Here is a 16828-nt window from a genome sequence, read left to right on the forward strand (position 1 = left end):
GTAGTACGGAATTGACCCACCGCACGGGCCGGCTACCTGCGAACTCCCCGGGCCGCCTCCGGCTCGGGACCGCGACGGGCCCGGGCACTCGCGCGCCCGGGCCCGTTCCGTACGGGTGCCTCAGTGCGCGGCGGCCTCCCAGTCGGGGCCGACGCCGACGGAGACGTCCAGCGGGGCGCGCAGCGGGTAGGCGCCCGCCATCTGCTCGCGGACCAGGGCCTCGACCGGCTCGCGCTCGCCCGGGGCCAGCTCCAGCACGATTTCGTCGTGCACCTGGAGCAGCATCCGGGAGGCGAGCCCGGCCGTGCGCAGCGCCTCGTCCACCCGGAGCATGGCGATCTTGACGATGTCGGCGGCCGAGCCCTGGATCGGGGCGTTGAGCGCCATCCGCTCGGCCATCTCCCGGCGCTGGCGGTTGTCGCTGTTGAGGTCCGGCAGGTAGCGGCGGCGGCCGAGCAGGGTCTCGGTGTAGCCCGTCGCGCGCGCTTCCTCGACGACCCGGTGCAGGTAGTCGCGCACGCCGCCGAAGCGCTCGAAGTAGGTGTCCATCAGGCCCTGCGCCTCGCCGGGCTTGATGCCGAGCTGCTGCGAGAGCCCGTACGCGGACAGCCCGTACGCCAGGCCGTAGGACATCGCCTTGATCTTGCGGCGCATCTCGGCGTCCACCGCGGCGCCGGGGACCTCGAAGACCTGGGAGGCGACGGTGGTGTGCAGGTCCTCGCCGGAGGCGAAGGCTTCGAGCAGTGCCTCGTCCTCGGACAGGTGCGCCATGATCCGCAGTTCGATCTGCGAGTAGTCGGCGGTGAGCAGGGACTCGTAGCCCTCGCCGACGATGAAGGCGCGGCGGATGGCGCGGCCCTCCTCGGTGCGGACCGGGATGTTCTGGAGGTTCGGGTCCTGGGAGGAGAGCCGGCCGGTGGCGGCGACCATCTGGTTGAAGGTGGTGTGGATGCGGCCCTTGGGCGAGACGGTCTTGAGCAGGCCCTCGACGGTGGTGCGCAGCTTGGCCTGGTCGCGGTGGCGCAGCAGGATGACCGGCAGCTCGTTGTCGGTCTGGGTGGCCAGCCAGGTGAGCGCGTCGGCGTCGGTGGTGTAGCCGGTCTTGATCTTCTTGGTCTTGGGGAGCGCGAGCTCGCCGAAGAGGATCTCCTGGAGCTGCTTGGGCGAGCCGAGGTTGAACTCGTGCCCCGCGGCGGCGTGCGCCTCCTCCACCACGCGCTGGATCTCGGCGGCGAACTGCGCCTCCAGCGTGGTGAGCCAGTCGCGGTCGGCGGCGATGCCGTAGCGCTCCATCCTGGCCAGCAGGGCGGCGATGGGCAGTTCCATGTCGTGCATCAGCCCGGCGGCGCCGACCTCGGCGAGGCGGGTGTCGAAGAGCGCGGCGAGGTCGAGCACGGCGCGGGCCTGGAGCATCAGCGCCTGGGCTGCGGCCGTCTCGTCCTCCTCCGGTGCGTCGAAGGCGAGTTGGCCGCTCTCGGTGGCGGGGGCGGGGGTGAGCGAGCGGGCCAGGTACTCCTCGGCGAGCACCTCCAGGGTGAAGGTGCGGCGGCCGGGCTTCTCCAGGTAGGCGGCGAGCGCGGTGTCGGCGACGACGCCCTCGATGGCCCAGCCGCGCTCGGCGAAGGCGCGCATGACGTGCTTGGCGATGTGCAGGGCCTTGGGGGCGGCCGGGTCGGCGAGCCAGCCGGCGAGGGCCCGCTCGTCCTCCTCGGCGAGCAGTGCCGGGTCGAACCAGGCGGCGGACTCCCCTGCGGCGAGGGCGACTTCGGTGACCTCACCGGTGCCGAGCGCCCACTGGTAGACGGCGGCCAGCGCGACGGCGGTCTTGCCGTCGGAGGCGTGCTCGGCCAGCCAGGCGGCCAGGGTGCCCGGGTCGGTGAGGAGTTCGCCGTCCACCTCGACGCCGGGGGCGAGTTCGGCAGCCTCCTCCTCGCCGGTGGAGGGGTCGATGCCGAAGACGCGGTCGCGGAAGTTGGCGTTGCGGAACTCCAGCGACTCCATCAGGGTGCCGACGGCGGACTTGTCGAACGGCTTGCGGTCCAGGTCGGTGACACCGAGCGGGAGTTCGACGTCGCGGACCAGCTCGGTGAGCACCCGGTTGCGCTTGACCGAGTCGAGGTTGTCGCGCAGCTTCTCGCCGATCTTGCCCTTCACCTCGTCGGCGCGGGCGACGAGTTCCTCGAAGGAGCCGAACTGGTTGACCCACTTGGCGGCGGTCTTCTCGCCGACGCCGGGGATGCCGGGCAGGTTGTCGGACGGGTCGCCGCGCAGCGCGGCGAGGTCCGGGTACTGGCGCGGGGTGACGCCGTACTTCTCGGCGACCTTCTCCGGGGTGAAGCGGGTCAGCTCGGAGACGCCCTTGGTGGGGTAGAGCACGGTGACGTGGTCGGTGACCAGCTGGAGCGAGTCGCGGTCGCCGGTGACGATGTCGACGTCGTAGCCGGCCGCCTCGGCGGCGGTGGCCAGGGTGGCGATGATGTCGTCGGCCTCGAAGCCCTCGGCCGTCAGCCGGGGGACGTTCATGGCGTCGAGCAGTTCGCCGATCAGGCCGACCTGGCTGCGGAACTCGTCCGGCGTCTTGGCGCGGTTGGCCTTGTAGTCGGGGAACTCGACGGAGCGGAAGGTCTGCCGGGAGAGGTCGAAGGCGACCGCGAGGTGGGTGGGCCGCTCGTCCCGGACGGTGTTGGCGAGCATCGAGGCGAAGCCGTAGACCGCGTTGGTGGGCTGGCCGGTGGAGGTGTTGAAGTTCTCCACGGGCAGGGCATAGAAGGCCCGGTAGGCCATCGAGTGCCCGTCGAGCAGCATCAGCCGGGGCCGCGGGCCGGCCCCGCCGCCACCCGTCGCGCCCTTGTCCGTACTCTGCGTAGCCACGTCAACGTCCGTTCCTGCCGATTCCACTACCGGCCACCGATCCTATGGCCCGGCACCGACAAAAAGGACGCCGCGCCGGTTCTGCCACAGCTGTTACCTACGAGTAGGACGGTCGTACGATCACAGTCGGCACATACCCGAGCGGCAGGAGCTCCCCGATGACCGACGCGGCCCCCGACACCGCCCCCGAGACCGTCTCCGCGGCCGTCCCCGACGCGGCCCCCGACACCGCCCCCGAGACCGTCTCCGCGGCCGTCCCCGACGCGGCGCCCGACGCGGCCCCCGACACCGCCCCCGTCCTGAACGTCCCGCAGGACGTGCTGGACCACTTCGCCAAGCTCGGCGTGAACCCGGAGACCTTCTCCGGCGGCCACCTCGGCGAGAAGCTCGGCATCCGGATCGTCGAGGCCTCCGGCGACCGCGTGGTCGGCACCATGCCGGTGGAGGGCAACCAGCAGCCGTACGGGCTGCTGCACGGCGGCGCCTCGGCGGCGCTGGCCGAGACGCTGGGCTCGATCGGGGCGATGCTGCACGCCGGGCCCGGCCGGTACGCGGTCGGCGTGGACCTCAACGCCACCCACCACCGCTCGGCCACCTCCGGACTGGTGACGGGGGTGGCGACGGCCGTGTTCAAGGGCCGCACCGCCGCCACCTACGAGATCGCGATCACCGACGACACCGGCCGGCGGATCACCAGCTGCCGGCTGACCTGCATGCTGCGCGACCTCTGAGCCCCGGCCTCCGGCCGCCACCCCCCGGCCCGCAACCCACAACCTCGGGGCCCCGACCCCCGGCACCCACCCCCGGCATCGGCGCCGACAACGTCCGTGCCACACAGGAGAGTTCACCCGGGACGAGATCAAGTCCCTTTTCCGCCCCCTTGTTTGACCTTCCGCCACCCTGGGCAGGCGTTGGTCTGGACAAGGGGGCGTTCACATGCCCGGGCGCAGTCGGCGCACAACCTGCGCTTGTAACGCTGCGTAACAAGTAGGAAATCCGATCAATTGCCGGTTCCGAGGCCCCAAAACGCCCCGGGACCGCTTCGCCGCGCCCTCAGTGTCCGATATACGGACGCTCAAGGCCGGAGGCAGGTCATCGGACATTTGTGTCCGATAGTCGGTGATGCCAGCTGCAACCCCCATTTCTGGCCCTTACATCGGCCTACCAGGAAGTAAACGCCCGGCATCGCGGGATCGATCGAGCCAGAACGACCACATGATGAGACAATTGCTCTGTGTGCTCATAACAAGAGAATCACAGCCTGCTCGCAGCACTGCCCGAGCCGCCCAACGACATCTAGAGTCACGGCCAGTCACCGCGCCATTCGATTGGGCCAGGCCCTCCGCGCACTCCGGCTCCCGCCATTAAGGCGCGGGCGCCTCCTGAACCGAAGGGGACCCTCGTGCGTCACCGTTCAGCAGTTGTCGTGAGCATTGCCGTGATCGGCGCCCTCAGCCTCAGCGCCTGCGGCTCCCGCGGAGAGAAGAAGAACGCCGACGGCGGCGGCTCCAACTCCGGCTCCACCACCGTCGTCATCGGCGTCGACGCCCCGCTCACCGGCGACCTCTCCGCCCTCGGCCTCGGCATCCGCAACTCCGTCGACCTCGCCGTCAAGAAGGCCAACGAGACCAACGAGGTCCCCGGCGTCAAGTTCGAGATCAAGGCCCTCGACGACACCGGCAAGCCCGCCCCCGGCCAGCAGAACGCCACCCAGCTGGTCGGCGACCCCAAGGTCCTCGGCGTCGTCGGACCGCTCAACTCCAGTGTGGCGCAGTCGATGCAGCAGATCTTCGACGACGCGAGCCTGGTCCAGGTCTCCCCCGCCAACACCGGCGTCGCCCTCAGCCAGGGCGAGAAGTGGGCCAGCGGCGAGAAGAAGCGGCCCTTCACGTCCTACTTCCGCACCGCCACCACCGACGCCGTCCAGGGCCCGTTCGCCGCCCAGTTCCTCTACACCGACGCCAAGAAGACCAAGGTCTTCCTGATCGACGATCAGAAGACCTACGGCGCTGGCCTGGCAGGCACCTTCAAGGGCGAGTTCACCAAGCTCGGCGGCACCCTGGCCGGCGAGGAGCACGTCAACCCTGACGACCGCGACTTCTCCGCCATCGTCACCAAGGTCAGGAGCTCCGGCGCCGAGGCCGTCTACTACGGCGGCGAGTACCCCGCGGCCGGCCCGCTCTCCCTCCAGCTCAAGGAGGCCGGCGTCAACATCCCGCTGATGGGCGGCGACGGCATCCAGAGCGGCGACTTCATCAAGCTCAACCCCAAGAGCCAGGGCGACTACGCCACCGCCGTCGGCCTGCCGGTCGAGACCCTCGACACCGCCAAGAAGTACATCGCCGACTACAAGACGGCCGGCTACAAGGACGCCTACGAGACCTACGGCGGCTACTCCTACGACAGCGCCTGGGCCATCATCGAGGGCGTCAAGAACGCCGTGAAGGACAACAGCGGCAAGGTCCCCTCCGGCCCGGCCGGCCGCAAGGCCGTCCGCGACGCCGTCCAGAAGGTCACCTTCGACGGCGTCACCGGCAAGGTCTCCTTCGACGAGTTCGGCGACACCACCAACAAGCAGCTCACCGTCTACACCGTCAAGGACGGCAAGTGGGCCGTGGAGAAGTCCGGCACCTTCAAGGGCTGACTCTCCGTCACCATCCGTTCCACCGGCTCCACTTCTCCACACCGCGCGCGGGGGCGCCACGAGTGCCCCCGCGCGCGCCCACATCCACCACCCACGCGGACACCCCCGAACGCACTACGGAGGCCCAGCGGTGCACGACCTACCGCAGCAGCTGGCCAACGGCCTGATCCTCGGCGCCCTCTACGGGCTCGTCGCGATCGGCTACACGATGGTCTACGGCATCGTCCAGCTCATCAACTTCGCCCACGGCGAGATCGTCATGGTCGGCGGCTTCGGCGCCCTGACCGCCTACCTCGCCCTCCCCGGCGGCACCACCCTCTGGCTGGCCCTGCCGCTCATGCTGATCGCCGGCATCCTGGTCTCCACCCTCACCGCCGTCGCCGCCGAGCGCTTCGCCTACCGCCCCCTGCGCAACGCCCCCCGGCTGGCCCCGCTGATCACCGCGATCGGGCTGTCCATCCTGCTCCAGCAGATCGTCTTCTCCTTCTACCCGGACGCCAAGAAGGCCCGGGTCTTCCCCAAGCTCCCCGGCGACCCGTTCAGCCTCGGCTCCGTCACCATCCAGCGCAGCGACCTGTTCCTGATCATCGCCGCCCCCCTGTGCATGCTCGCCCTCGGCTGGTTCGTCACCCGCACCCGCTCCGGACGCGCCATGCAGGCCACCAGCCAGGACCCGGACACCGCCAAGCTGATGGGCATCGACACCGACCGCATCATCGTCATGGCCTTCGCCATCGGCGCCGCGTTCGCCGCCGTCGCCGCCGTCGCCTACGGGCTGCGCAGCGGCCAGGTCGACTTCCGGATGGGCTTCATCCTCGGCCTCAAGGCCTTCACCGCCGCCGTCCTCGGCGGCATCGGCAACATCTACGGAGCCATGCTCGGCGGCCTCGCCCTCGGCCTCGCCGAAGCCCTCGCCACCGGCTACATCCAGCACCTGCCCGGCATGCACCTCTTCGGAGGCGGTGCCTGGAAGGACGTCTGGGCCTTCGTACTCCTCATCCTCGTACTCCTGATCCGGCCCCAGGGCCTGCTCGGCGAGCGCGTCGCGGACAGGGCGTGACCACCATGACCACCACCCACACCGAGACGACCCCGGTCGTCCCGCTGCCGGCCCGCGCCGCCGCGGCCGTCACCGGCCTCGGCGCCCTCGTCACCGCCGCCTCCGCCGCCATGGCCTGGACCTGGACCGCCGACTTCCCCGGCGACCTCACCTACTACGGTTCGCCGGCCGGCCTCCAGTGGCTCGCCCTCGCCTCCGGCCTGCTCACCCTGGTCCTGCTGCTCGCCGGCCAGGGCGTCCCCGGCCTGCGCTGGGCCGCCCCCGCCCGCAGCCACAACGCCGTGCTGTACGCCGCCACCGGCGCCCTCACCCTCGCCGTCTACTCGGTCGCCGCCATCTCCGCCGACCTAGGCGGCCTCGCCAACCTCGAACCCGGCGGCTGGGCACTCCTCGCCGGCGGCCTGCTCGCCGTCCTCGGCGCCCTCGGCCTGCCGCTCGACCGCCGCACCGCCGTCCCGCTGCGGATCCTCGACAAGCGCCTCTTCCTGCTCGTCCCCGCCGCCCCCCTCGCCTGGTTCGGCGCCCACGCCATCCCCGAGGACAAGCCGGTGGCCCCGGTCATGACCGCCCTGGCCGGCGGGATCGTCATCGCCGCCGGCGCGGTCCTGCTGCTCCAGCTCGGCCACCTCGCCAACAGCGGACTGCGGCTGGGCCGGATCGACCGCCCGCTGCCCGCGCCGCGCGCCCTGCCCTCCTGGGCCGAGGTGCTGGTGATCGTCCTCGTCTTCGGGCTCGGACTGTTCGCGATCACCTTCGGCATCGACACCGAGTACGGCCAACTCTTCACCGGCTACCTGCTGTTCGTCGCCCTCGCCGTCCCCGCCCTGACCAGGGCCGGCCTGATCGCCCGGCTGCGCGCGCTGACCGTCAAGCACCGCCCGGTCACCACCGGCGCCGCCTTCGCCGCCGCCGCCAGCTTCCCGTTCACCCAGACCAGCGACCAGTACACCTCGGTCGCCACCAACATCCTGATCTTCGCCACCGTCGCCCTCGGCCTCAACATCGTCGTCGGCCTGGCCGGCCTGCTCGACCTCGGGTACGTCGCCTTCCTCGGCGTCGGCGCCTACGCCGCCGCCCTGGTCTCCGGCTCCCCCGCCTCGCCCATCCACGTCCAGTTCCCGTTCTGGGCCGCGATGCTCACCGGCGCCGTGGTCTCGATGATCTTCGGCGTGCTGATCGGCGCCCCCACCCTGCGGCTGCGCGGCGACTACCTCGCCATCGTCACCCTCGGGTTCGGCGAGATCTTCCGCATCACCATGCTCAACCTCAACGGCACCACCGGCCCCAAGGTCACCAACGGTTCCAACGGCATCCCGCGCATCCCCGACCTGGAGATCCTCGGCTTCGACCTCGGCAACCCGCACACCGTGTTCGGCGTCGAACTCGGCCGGTTCTCCAACTACTACCTGCTGATGCTGCTGGTCACCGCGCTGGTCGTGCTGGTCTTCGCCCGCGTCGGCAACTCCCGCATCGGCCGCGCCTGGGTCGCCATCCGCGAGGACGAGACCGCCGCCGAGGCCATGGGCATCAACGGCTTCCGGCTGAAGCTGCTCGCCTTCGCCCTCGGCGCCCTGCTGGCCGGCCTGGCCGGCACCGTCCAGGCCCACGTCAGCTACACCGTCACCCCCGACCAGTACACCTTCGCCGAGGCCCTCCCGCCGAACTCCGCCTTCCTGCTCGCCGCGGTCATCCTCGGCGGCATGGGCACCATCAGCGGTCCGCTGGCCGGCGCCACCCTGCTCTTCCTCATCCCGAAGAAGCTCGAATTCCTCGCCGACTACCAGCTCCTCGCCTTCGGCGCAGCCCTCATCCTCCTGATGCGGGTGCGCCCCGAAGGACTCATCCCCAACCGCCGCCGGCAGCTGGAGTTCCACGAGGCCGACATCCCGGCCCAGCCCGCCGGCGAGCCGACCGCACTCACCAAGGCAGGGGCGTGACCGACCCGATGACCACCACCGCCGCACCCCTGCTCGAAGTCACCGGCGTCACCATGCGCTTCGGCGGCCTCACCGCGGTCAACGACGTCTCGCTGACCGTCGGCGAAGGCGAGATCATCGGTCTGATCGGCCCCAACGGCGCCGGCAAGACCACCTTCTTCAACTGCCTCACCGGCCTGTACGTCCCCACCGAGGGCGCCGTCCGCTTCCGCGGCACCCTGCTGCCGCCCAAGCCCCACCTGGTCACCCAGGCCGGCATCGCCCGCACCTTCCAGAACATCCGGCTGTTCGCCAACATGACCGTCCTGGAGAACGTCCTGGTCGGCCGGCACACCCGCACCAAGGAGGGCATCTTCTCCGCCGTCCTGCGCGGCCCCCGCTACCACCGCGCCGAGGCCGAGAGCCGCGAGAAGGCCATGGAACTCCTGGAGTTCACCGGCCTCGCCGAGAAGGCCGACCACCTCGCCCGCAACCTCCCGTACGGCGAGCAGCGCAAGCTGGAGATCGCCCGCGCCCTCGCCTCCGAACCCGGCCTGCTGCTGCTCGACGAGCCCACCGCCGGCATGAACCCCCAGGAGACCCGCGCCGCCGAGGAACTCGTCTTCGCGATCCGCGACAGGGGCGTCTCCGTCCTCGTCATCGAGCACGACATGCGCTTCATCTTCAACCTCTGCGACCGCACCGCGGTGCTCGTCCAGGGCCAGAAGATCGTCGAGGGCGACCGCGAGACCGTCCAGAACGACGAACGCGTCATCACCGCCTACCTGGGCGCCCCGCTCGAAGGCACCACCCCGGCCGTTACGGAGTCCGACCAGTGACCGCACTTCTCGAAGTCCAGGACCTCCGCGTCGCCTACGGCAAGATCGAGGCCGTCAAGGGCATCAGCTTCACCGTCGAACAGGGCGAGGTCACCACCCTGATCGGCACCAACGGCGCCGGCAAGACCACCACCCTGCGCACCCTGTCCGGCCTGCTCAAGCCCACCGCCGGACGGATCGCCTTCGACGGCCGGGACCTCTCCACCGTCCCCGCCCACAAGATCGTCGCACTCGGCCTCGCCCACTCCCCCGAGGGCCGGCACATCTTCCCGCGGATGACCATCGAGGAGAACCTCCTCCTCGGCGCCTTCCTGCGCACCGACGCCGCCGGCATCACCGCGGACGTCGAACGGGCCTACGAACTGTTCCCGATCCTCGGCGAACGCCGGCGGCAGGCGGCCGGCACGCTGTCCGGCGGCGAACAGCAGATGCTCGCCATGGGACGGGCGCTGATGTCCCGGCCGAAGCTGCTGATGCTGGACGAGCCCTCGATGGGGCTCTCGCCGCTGATGATGCAGAAGATCATGGCCACCATCGTGGAACTGAAGTCCTCCGGCACGACCATCCTGCTGGTCGAGCAGAACGCCCAGGCGGCGCTCTCGCTCTCCGACCGCGGCTACGTCATGGAGACCGGCCGCGTCGTCCTCTCGGGGACGGGAGCGGACCTCCTGCACGACGAGTCCGTCCGCAAGGCCTACCTCGGCGAGGACTGAGCCCTCCGCACGCGAAAGGGCCCGGCGGAAACGTTCTGCCGGGCCCTTCGCGCATGCTCTGTCCGGACGGGTCCTATTCGGACGTGCCCTCGTCCGCCTTCTTGCGGTCCTGGGCCTCGCCCTCCTCGATGACCGCCTCGGCCACCGCCGCCATCGTCATCCGACGGTCCATCGAGGTCTTCTGGATCCACCGGAAGGCGGCCGGCTCGTTCAGCCCGAACTTGGTCTGGAGCACGCCCTTCGCCCGGTCCACCAGCTTCCGGGTCTCCAACCGCTGGCTGAGGTCCCCGATCTCCTTCTCCAGCGCCCGCATCTCCGCGTACCGCGAGACCGCCATCTCGATCGCCGGCACCAGGTCCGACTTCGAGAACGGCTTGACGATGTACGCCATCGCCCCCGCGTCCCGCGCCCGGTCCACCAGCTCCCGCTGCGAGAACGCCGTCAGCATCAGCACCGGCGCCAGGTGCTTGTCGTGGATCTGCTCGGCCGCGGACAGCCCGTCCAGCACCGGCATCTTCACGTCGAAGATCGCCAGGTCCGGCTTCAGCTCCTCCACCAACCGCACCGCCGTCTGCCCGTCTCCGGCCTCACCGACGACGGTGTACCCCTCCTCCTCGAGCATCTCCTTGAGGTCGAGACGGATCAGCGCCTCGTCCTCGGCGATCACAATCCGCGTGATCTGGGGCGTTTCGGTCTCAAGCGGCTGCGCCTGCTCGTCGGCGGTGCTCACGGGGCTCCTAGTTCCGGCGGGGTACTGCATGCACGAGGGTACCTAGACACGGTATGTTTGAACCCAGCAGGGTCGGGGGGCAACCTTCGAAACTGTGGATGCCCCGGTAGCCCAGTGGTGAGAGGCACGGCGCTCAAACCGCCGACAGCGTGGGTTCGAATCCCACCCGGGGTACCTTTCCTTCGATTTACAAGCCACTTAGGGCAACCTGATGGTTGGCGATCTTCATCCGTTCGGGCGGTAACCATCCCATTCGCCTGCGCGTTCGGCGCAGGGCGCTCAAGATCGCCCACATGGCAGCCCGATCCACCCGTGACGAGGCCGTTCACCTGCTGCGCCGAGGCGTTCGCAATGCCGACGTGGCCCGCCGGCTCGGAGTACCTCAGGGCACGGTCAGTGCGTGGAAGCACAAGGACCGCGCAAAGCGAGGCGAACTTCCCGGACGCAGACGCTCCACCTGCCCGCACTGCTACGGCGACCAGCTGAACCGCCCGATGTACGCCTATCTTCTCGGCCTCTATCTCGGTGACGGCCATATCCTGTTGCCCAACGAATACCGCAGGACCCAGAGTCTCCAAATCACCTGCGACGAGAAGTGGCCCGGCATCATCGACTCCGCCGAACAGGCCATGCGCCAGGTCCTCCCCCACAACACGCCCTGCCGAGTCCGCCGAACCGGCTGTCGCGACGTGAAGGTCTACTCGAATCATCTGACCTGTCTCTTCCCCCAGCACGGCCCCGGCAAGAAGCACGAGCGCACCATAGCCCTGGCCCGTTGGCAGCAGGAGATCGTCGACGCCCACCCCTGGGAGTTCCTGCGCGGACTGATCCACTCCGACGGCTGCCGCATCACCAACTGGACGACCCGGGACGTCGGCGGCACCAAGAGGCGCTACGAGTACCCGCGCTACTTCTTCACCAACACCTCGACCGACATCATCGGCCTCTTCACCGCCACCCTCGACGCCGTCGGCGTCCAGTGGAAGGCCGCGGCACCCCGCCCGACCGGCCGGGTCAACATCTCCGTCGCCCGCAAGGACTCCGTCGCCCTGATGGACGCCCACATCGGCCCCAAGTACTGACGGTGGCGCGGCCCCCGGGAGGGCCGCGCCACCGAAGGGCGGTCAGACGTCCAGCGTCCCCACGTGGTGGACGCGGACGAGGTTGGTGGAGCCGGCCAGGCCGGGCGGGGAGCCGGCCGTGATGACGACGATGTCGCCCTTCTGGCAGCGGCCGAGCGACAGCAGGGCCGCGTCGACCTGCTCGACCATCTGGTCCGTGGTCGGGGCGAACGGGCCGAGGAAGGTCTCCACGCCCCAGGTGAGGGCGAGTTGGCTGCGTACGGCCGGCTCGTAGGTGAAGGCGAGCACCGGGATCGGCGAGCGGTAGCGGGTCAGCCGGCGCGCGGTGTCGCCGGACTGGGTGAACGCGATCAGGTACTTGGCGTGCAGGAAGTCGCCGATCTCGGCGGCCGCGCGGGCGACGGCGCCGCCCTGGGTCCGCGGCTTGCTGCCGGTGGTGAGCGGCGGGAGGCCCGCGGCCAGGATGTCGTTCTCGGCGGCCTCGACGATCCGGGCCATGGTCTTGACCGTCTCGACCGGGTACTTGCCCACCGAGGTCTCCCCGGAGAGCATCACCGCGTCCGTCCCGTCCAGCACGGCGTTGGCGACGTCCGAGGCCTCGGCGCGGGTCGGCCGGGAGGTGTTGATCATCGAGTCGAGCATCTGGGTCGCCACGATGACCGGCTTGGCGTTGCGGCGGGCGAGCTTGATGGCGCGCTTCTGGACCAGCGGGACCTGTTCGAGGGGCATCTCCACGCCCAGGTCGCCGCGGGCCACCATGATCCCGTCGAAGGCGTCGACGACGGACTCCAGGTCGTCCACCGCCTGCGGCTTCTCGATCTTGGCGATGACCGGGACGTGACGCCCCTCCTCCGCCATGATCCGGTGGACGTCCTCGATGTCCCGCCCGCTGCGGACGAAGGAGAGCGCGATCAGGTCGGCCCCGGTCCGCAGCGCCCACCGCAGGTCGGCGACGTCCTTGTCGCTGAGTGCGGGGACGGAGACGGCGACGCCGGGGAGGTTGAGGCCCTTGTGGTCGGAGACCAGGCCGCCCTCGATGACCAGGCAGCGCACCCGCGGCCCGTCGACGGCGACGACCTCCAGGGTGACCCGGCCGTCGTCGACCAGGATGCGCTCGCCGCGGCTGACGTCCCCGGCGAGTCCGGCGTAGGTGGTTCCGCAGCCGTCCTTGTCCCCCACGACGCCCTTGTCGGTGGAGATGGTGAACTCGTCGCCGCGTTCGAGAAGTACCGGCCCGTGGGCGAAGGTGTCGAGCCGGATCTTCGGGCCTTGAAGGTCGGCGAGGACGCCGACGCTGCGGCCGGTCTCGTCGGCGGCCTTGCGGACGCGGCGGTAGCGTTCCTCGTGCTCGGCGTGCGAGCCGTGGCTGAGGTTCAGTCGGGCGATGTCCATCCCGGCGTCGACCAGGGACTTGATCTGGTCGTACGAGTCGGTGGCGGGCCCGAGGGTACAGACGATTTTTGCTCGGCGCATAGTGCTGAGACTAGGCATTACCGGCGCGTAACCACGACGCGGGTCCGGACTGCGGGATGACCGTTGCCGTAAGGCGAGTTGAACAATCTGACACATCCTCGGACCGCTGTGCGAGCGCCCCGTTCCACGCCCCCGCCGCACCACTCCCGCGCCGCTCCCGGAGCCGCGGTCGATGCGATTCCGTGAAGGGGTGTTCACCCCCGGTTCACCGGTGCTTCCGTCGCCGCTCCCCGCCCGGCGAGACGCTCGTCACCCACGGGTGACTGCCCGGGCTCGCCGGGCGACCACCCGGACGAAGTAGCGGACGAGGGGGAAGCGTTCGGCATGAAACGCGCACTGAGCGTGGTGGCGGCCCTGGCCCTGCTGGGCGGGGTGGCCTACGCGCTGATCCCCGACCCGGACACCAGGACCACCACCGTCACCGGCCTGATCGGCTCGGAGAAGCGTGACTTCTTCGACAACCCCGACGTCAAGGCCGAGTTGAAGAGGCAGGGCCTGGTGGTCAAGGCGGTGCCGACCGGCTCCTGGACGATGGACGAGCAGGCGAGGAACACCCCGAACCTGGACTTCGCCTTCCCGGCGAGCAGCGCGCCGGCGCTGGCCATCCAGCGGGACTGGCAGCAGAAGGACTCGCCGCGGGTGCAGTTCTACTCCCCGCTGGTGATCGTCACGCACCAGCCGGTGGCGGACGTGCTGAAGGCCAACGACCTCGCCGCCGTGAACGATTCGGGCGTCTGGACGTTCAACATGGACAAGTACGTGGAGGCCCTGAAGCAGGGCGGCCGGCAGTGGGAGACGCTGACGGACGCGGCCAAACACCCGGAGCTGGCCGGCACGATGTACGTGTCGACCACGGATCCGGAGAGCTCCTCCTCGGGCGCCCTGTACCTGGCGATCCTGTCCTACCTCGCGAACGGCAAGAAGGTGGTGTCCGACGACGCGGGCCTGAACGCCGTCAAGGGCGTCGTGTACGACGCGAACCGGTTCCAGGGGTTGCAGAAGGTCAGCAGTGACGGGCCGTTCCGGGAGTTCGGCGCGGGGGTCAACACGATGGTCTTCGCGTACGAGTCGCAGGCGGCCGCCCTGCCGATCCAGGGCAAGCAGATCGGGGACATGGTGGTGATGTACCCGACCACCACCATCAAGACGGACCACACCCTGGTGGCCAGGACGCCCGACGGCCAGAAACTGGCCGACGCGCTGGTGAACAGCCCCGAGCTGCGCAAGCTGGAGGCCAGGTTCGGCCTGCACCCGGACGCCGAGCCCGACCTGTTCTGGAACGAGGTGCGGGGCAAGCAGCCGAAGTTCGTCCAGGACGTCCGGTCCGCGGGGCTGGCCCTGGCCCCGGTGCCCTCGCTCGAGTACATGAAGAAGCTGACCACCGCGGCGAAGACGGGAGTGTGAAGTGACCCTCCGCACCAAGCGCCACAGCCGGCTCCTCGCCACCCTGGCCACCGCGCTCGCCGCCGTGACCGCCTGCACCTCCGGCGGCGACGGCCCCCGCCCCGGCCCCAGCGACCCGCCGGCCCCGACGGCCCGCGCCGGGGTGCTGCGGGTCCTGGCCGGCAGTGAACTCCAGGACCTGGCACCGGTCCTGGAGGACGCCAGGAAGGCCACCGGGGTGACGGTGCAGTTCTCCTGGACGGGCTCCGTCGACGGCGCCGACACCGTCTCCTCGGGCCGGGCCGACGGCAAGTACGACGCCGTGTGGTTCCCGTCCAACCAGTACCTGCGGCTCGATCCGGCCGGCCGGTCCAAGGTGGTCTCCGAGACCCCGGTGATGGTCTCGCCGGTGGCGATCGGGGTGCGCTCCTCGGTGCTCGGCGAACTCGGCTGGGGCGACGGCTCCAAGGTCACCTGGGCGCAGGTCGGCGAGGCGGCCGCGGCCGGCAAGCTGCCGTACGGGATGGCCGACCCGTCGCGTTCCAACTCGGGCTTCTCCACCCTGGTCGCGGTGGCCTCGGCCTTCTCCGGCGCGGGCGCGGCGCTGACCGACGCGGACGTGCAGAAGGCCACGCCGCAGCTGAAGGAGTTCTTCAAGGGCCAGAAGCTGACCTCGGGCTCCTCCGGCTGGCTGGCGCAGGCGTACACCCGGGCCGAGTCGGGCGTGGTGGGCGCGCTGGTGAACTACGAGTCGGTGCTGCTGTCGCTGAACAGGACGCTGCCGCCGCAGCAGCAGCTGACGGTGGTGCGGCCGCTGGACGGCGTGGTGTCCGCGGACTACCCGCTCTCGCTGATGTCCGCCGCGTCGGCGGACCAGCGCGACGCGTTCCAGCGGCTGACCTCGTACCTGCTCAAGGAGGACGTGCAGAAACGCATCTCCGAGACCACGCTGCGCCGCCCCGCGACGGCGGGCGTCGCCCCCGCCGCCGGGCTGCCCTCGGACCGCCGCAGGGAACTGCCGTTCCCCGGCACCAGGCAGGTCGCGGACGGGCTGCTGGCCGCGTACCAGAACGAGCTGCGCCGCCCGTCCAGGACGGTGTACGTGCTGGACACCTCGGGCTCGATGGAGGGCTCGCGGATCGCCGCCCTGAAGTCGGCCCTGGGCCGGCTGACCGGGGCCGACGACACCCGCGGGGTGCGCCGCTTCCGGGACCGCGAGGAGATCACGCTGCTCTCCTTCGCCTCCGCGGTGAAGTGGACCAAGACCCACGTGGTGCCGCCCTCGGGCAGCCGGCCGGGCCCGGAGGCGGAGCTGGCGTCCATCGACGCGGACGTGCAGTCGCTGGCCGCCTCGGGCGGGACGGCGGTGTACTCCTCGCTGGAGGAGGCGTACCGGGTGATCGAGCGCCAGCAGGCGGCAGCCGGTGACGACCGGTTCACCTCGATCGTGCTGATGACCGACGGGGAGAGCAACGCCGGTGCCTCGGACGGCGACTTCAAGCGCTTCCACGACGCGCTGCCGGCCGCGGAGAAGCGCATCCCGGTGTTCCCGATCAAGTTCGGGGAGGCGGCGGTGGGCCAGCTCCAGGGGATCGCGGACCTGAGCGGCGGCAAGCTGTTCGACGGGACGGGCTCGCTGGACGGGGTGTTCGAGGAGATCCGTGGCTACCAGTGACGGGTTCGGCTCCCGGCTGCTGCGCTACCTGGAGTCGCCCAAGAACCTGGTCGGCTGCGCGGGTGGCGCGGTCGGGCTGGGGCTGCACTTCGCCGGCCTGGGCGGGGCCTGGTGGCCGGGGGTGGTGGCCGCGCTGTACGGGGCGGGCGCGCTGCTGACGCCAGGCCCGACGCCCCCGCGGCCGCTCCCGGCCGGGCGGCCCGATCCGCCCGGGGTCCCCGTACCGCCCGTACGGGAGCCCGTCGGGCCCCCGCCTCCTGCGCCCGTTCCCGTGCCCGACCCGGAGCTGGAGGCGCTGGCCGCCTACCTGGAGACCGTGCCGCTGCCGCCCTCCGCCAGGGTGGACGCTCTGGTGGCGGCGCTGCGCGCGGCCGGCCCCGGGCCGGTGGCAGAACGGATCGTCCGGCACCGGCTGCCGGTCGCGGTGGCCGGCTACCTGCGG

At 70.6% G+C, this 16828-nt stretch carries 12 protein-coding genes, 1 tRNA gene and 1 pseudogene; 11 read left to right on the forward strand and 3 right to left on the reverse strand.

The window, feature by feature from the left end:
• Window positions 1-120: 120 nt before the first annotated feature.
• Window positions 121-2805 carry a DNA polymerase I gene (gene polA / locus BU198_RS11490; RefSeq protein ID WP_188296757.1) on the reverse strand — a complete coding sequence of 895 codons (2685 nt, stop codon included), beginning with the start codon at window positions 2803-2805 and terminating at the stop codon, window positions 121-123.
• A 365-nt stretch (window positions 2806-3170) separates the two neighbouring features.
• Between polA and BU198_RS11495 the strand changes: the two genes are divergently transcribed.
• The 6 genes from BU198_RS11495 (at window position 3171) to BU198_RS11520 (ending at window position 10043) form a co-directional block, all read left to right on the forward strand.
• Window positions 3171-3602 carry a PaaI family thioesterase gene (locus BU198_RS11495; RefSeq protein WP_188296758.1) on the forward strand — a complete coding sequence of 144 codons (432 nt, stop codon included), beginning with the start codon at window positions 3171-3173 and terminating at the stop codon, window positions 3600-3602.
• 671 nt (window positions 3603-4273) lie between these two features.
• Window positions 4274-5515 carry a branched-chain amino acid ABC transporter substrate-binding protein gene (locus BU198_RS11500; RefSeq protein ID WP_188296748.1) on the forward strand — a complete coding sequence of 414 codons (1242 nt, stop codon included), beginning with the start codon at window positions 4274-4276 and terminating at the stop codon, window positions 5513-5515.
• Between the two features lie 130 nt (window positions 5516-5645).
• The gene (locus BU198_RS11505) at window positions 5646-6575 is read left to right on the forward strand and encodes a branched-chain amino acid ABC transporter permease (protein ID WP_188296749.1); all 930 of its coding nucleotides are present in this window, start codon (window positions 5646-5648) and stop codon (window positions 6573-6575) included.
• 5 nt (window positions 6576-6580) lie between these two features.
• Entirely contained in the window at window positions 6581-8512 is a 1932-nt protein-coding gene (locus BU198_RS11510; protein WP_223244254.1) for a branched-chain amino acid ABC transporter permease, read from the forward strand.
• An 8-nt stretch (window positions 8513-8520) separates the two neighbouring features.
• Window positions 8521-9330: an ABC transporter ATP-binding protein gene (locus BU198_RS11515; RefSeq protein ID WP_188296760.1), complete on the forward strand. Its 810-nt coding sequence runs from the start codon at window positions 8521-8523 to the stop codon at window positions 9328-9330.
• A complete protein-coding gene (locus BU198_RS11520; RefSeq protein ID WP_188296750.1) occupies window positions 9327-10043 on the forward strand; it encodes an ABC transporter ATP-binding protein in 717 nt (238 codons plus the stop codon). Before BU198_RS11515 ends, BU198_RS11520 begins: the two co-directional genes overlap by 4 nt.
• A 73-nt stretch (window positions 10044-10116) precedes the next feature.
• On the opposite strand, the gene BU198_RS11525 is transcribed toward BU198_RS11520, so the two are convergent.
• The gene (locus BU198_RS11525; protein ID WP_401079154.1) at window positions 10117-10803 is read right to left on the reverse strand and encodes an ANTAR domain-containing response regulator; all 687 of its coding nucleotides are present in this window, start codon (window positions 10801-10803) and stop codon (window positions 10117-10119) included.
• Between the two features lie 70 nt (window positions 10804-10873).
• Here BU198_RS11525 and BU198_RS11530 point away from each other — a divergent pair.
• Together BU198_RS11530 and BU198_RS11535 are read left to right on the forward strand one after the other, a co-directional pair.
• Window positions 10874-10947, forward strand: a tRNA-Leu gene (locus BU198_RS11530).
• A 119-nt stretch (window positions 10948-11066) separates the two neighbouring features.
• Window positions 11067-11855, forward strand: a complete 789-nt coding sequence (locus tag BU198_RS11535) for a helix-turn-helix domain-containing protein (RefSeq protein ID WP_188296752.1) — start codon at window positions 11067-11069, stop codon at window positions 11853-11855.
• A 42-nt stretch (window positions 11856-11897) separates the two neighbouring features.
• Here BU198_RS11535 and pyk read toward each other — a convergent pair whose 3' ends face one another.
• Window positions 11898-13328: a pyruvate kinase gene (gene pyk, locus BU198_RS11540; RefSeq protein ID WP_188296753.1), complete on the reverse strand. Its 1431-nt coding sequence runs from the start codon at window positions 13326-13328 to the stop codon at window positions 11898-11900.
• Between the two features lie 324 nt (window positions 13329-13652).
• Here pyk and BU198_RS11545 point away from each other — a divergent pair, with 324 nt between their 5' ends.
• The 3 genes and pseudogenes from BU198_RS11545 to BU198_RS11555 form a co-directional block, all read left to right on the forward strand.
• A complete protein-coding gene (locus BU198_RS11545; protein WP_188296754.1) occupies window positions 13653-14732 on the forward strand; it encodes a substrate-binding domain-containing protein in 1080 nt (359 codons plus the stop codon).
• A gap of 1 nt (window position 14733) precedes the next feature.
• Window positions 14734-16386, forward strand: coding sequence for an extracellular solute-binding protein (locus BU198_RS11550; protein ID WP_317620069.1), 1653 nt, complete (start codon window positions 14734-14736; stop codon window positions 16384-16386).
• Window positions 16373-16828 (forward strand): annotated as a pseudogene (locus BU198_RS11555) (hypothetical protein); the annotation flags it as partial. The gene BU198_RS11550 and the pseudogene BU198_RS11555, both read left to right, overlap by 14 nt.

The sequence above is a fragment of the Streptomyces sp. CBMA156 genome, from assembly GCF_014596515.1.
GTDB lineage: Bacteria > Actinomycetota > Actinomycetes > Streptomycetales > Streptomycetaceae > Kitasatospora.

What these genes read in the sequence shown, in the direction of transcription:
- BU198_RS11515 (WP_188296760.1), top strand. Translation starts at nt 8,521, where the DNA reads ATGACCACCACCGCCGCACCCCTGCTCGAAGTCACCGGCGTCACCATG.
- polA (WP_188296757.1), bottom strand. Translation starts at nt 2,805, where the DNA reads ATGCTGCTCGACGGGCACTCGATGGCCTACCGGGCCTTCTATGCCCTG.
- BU198_RS11535 (WP_188296752.1), top strand. Translation starts at nt 11,067, where the DNA reads ATGGCAGCCCGATCCACCCGTGACGAGGCCGTTCACCTGCTGCGCCGA.
- BU198_RS11545 (WP_188296754.1), top strand. Translation starts at nt 13,653, where the DNA reads ATGAAACGCGCACTGAGCGTGGTGGCGGCCCTGGCCCTGCTGGGCGGG.
- BU198_RS11525 (WP_401079154.1), bottom strand. Translation starts at nt 10,803, where the DNA reads ATGCAGTACCCCGCCGGAACTAGGAGCCCCGTGAGCACCGCCGACGAG.
- pyk (WP_188296753.1), bottom strand. Translation starts at nt 13,328, where the DNA reads ATGCGCCGAGCAAAAATCGTCTGTACCCTCGGGCCCGCCACCGACTCG.
- BU198_RS11510 (WP_223244254.1), top strand. Translation starts at nt 6,581, where the DNA reads ATGACCACCACCCACACCGAGACGACCCCGGTCGTCCCGCTGCCGGCC.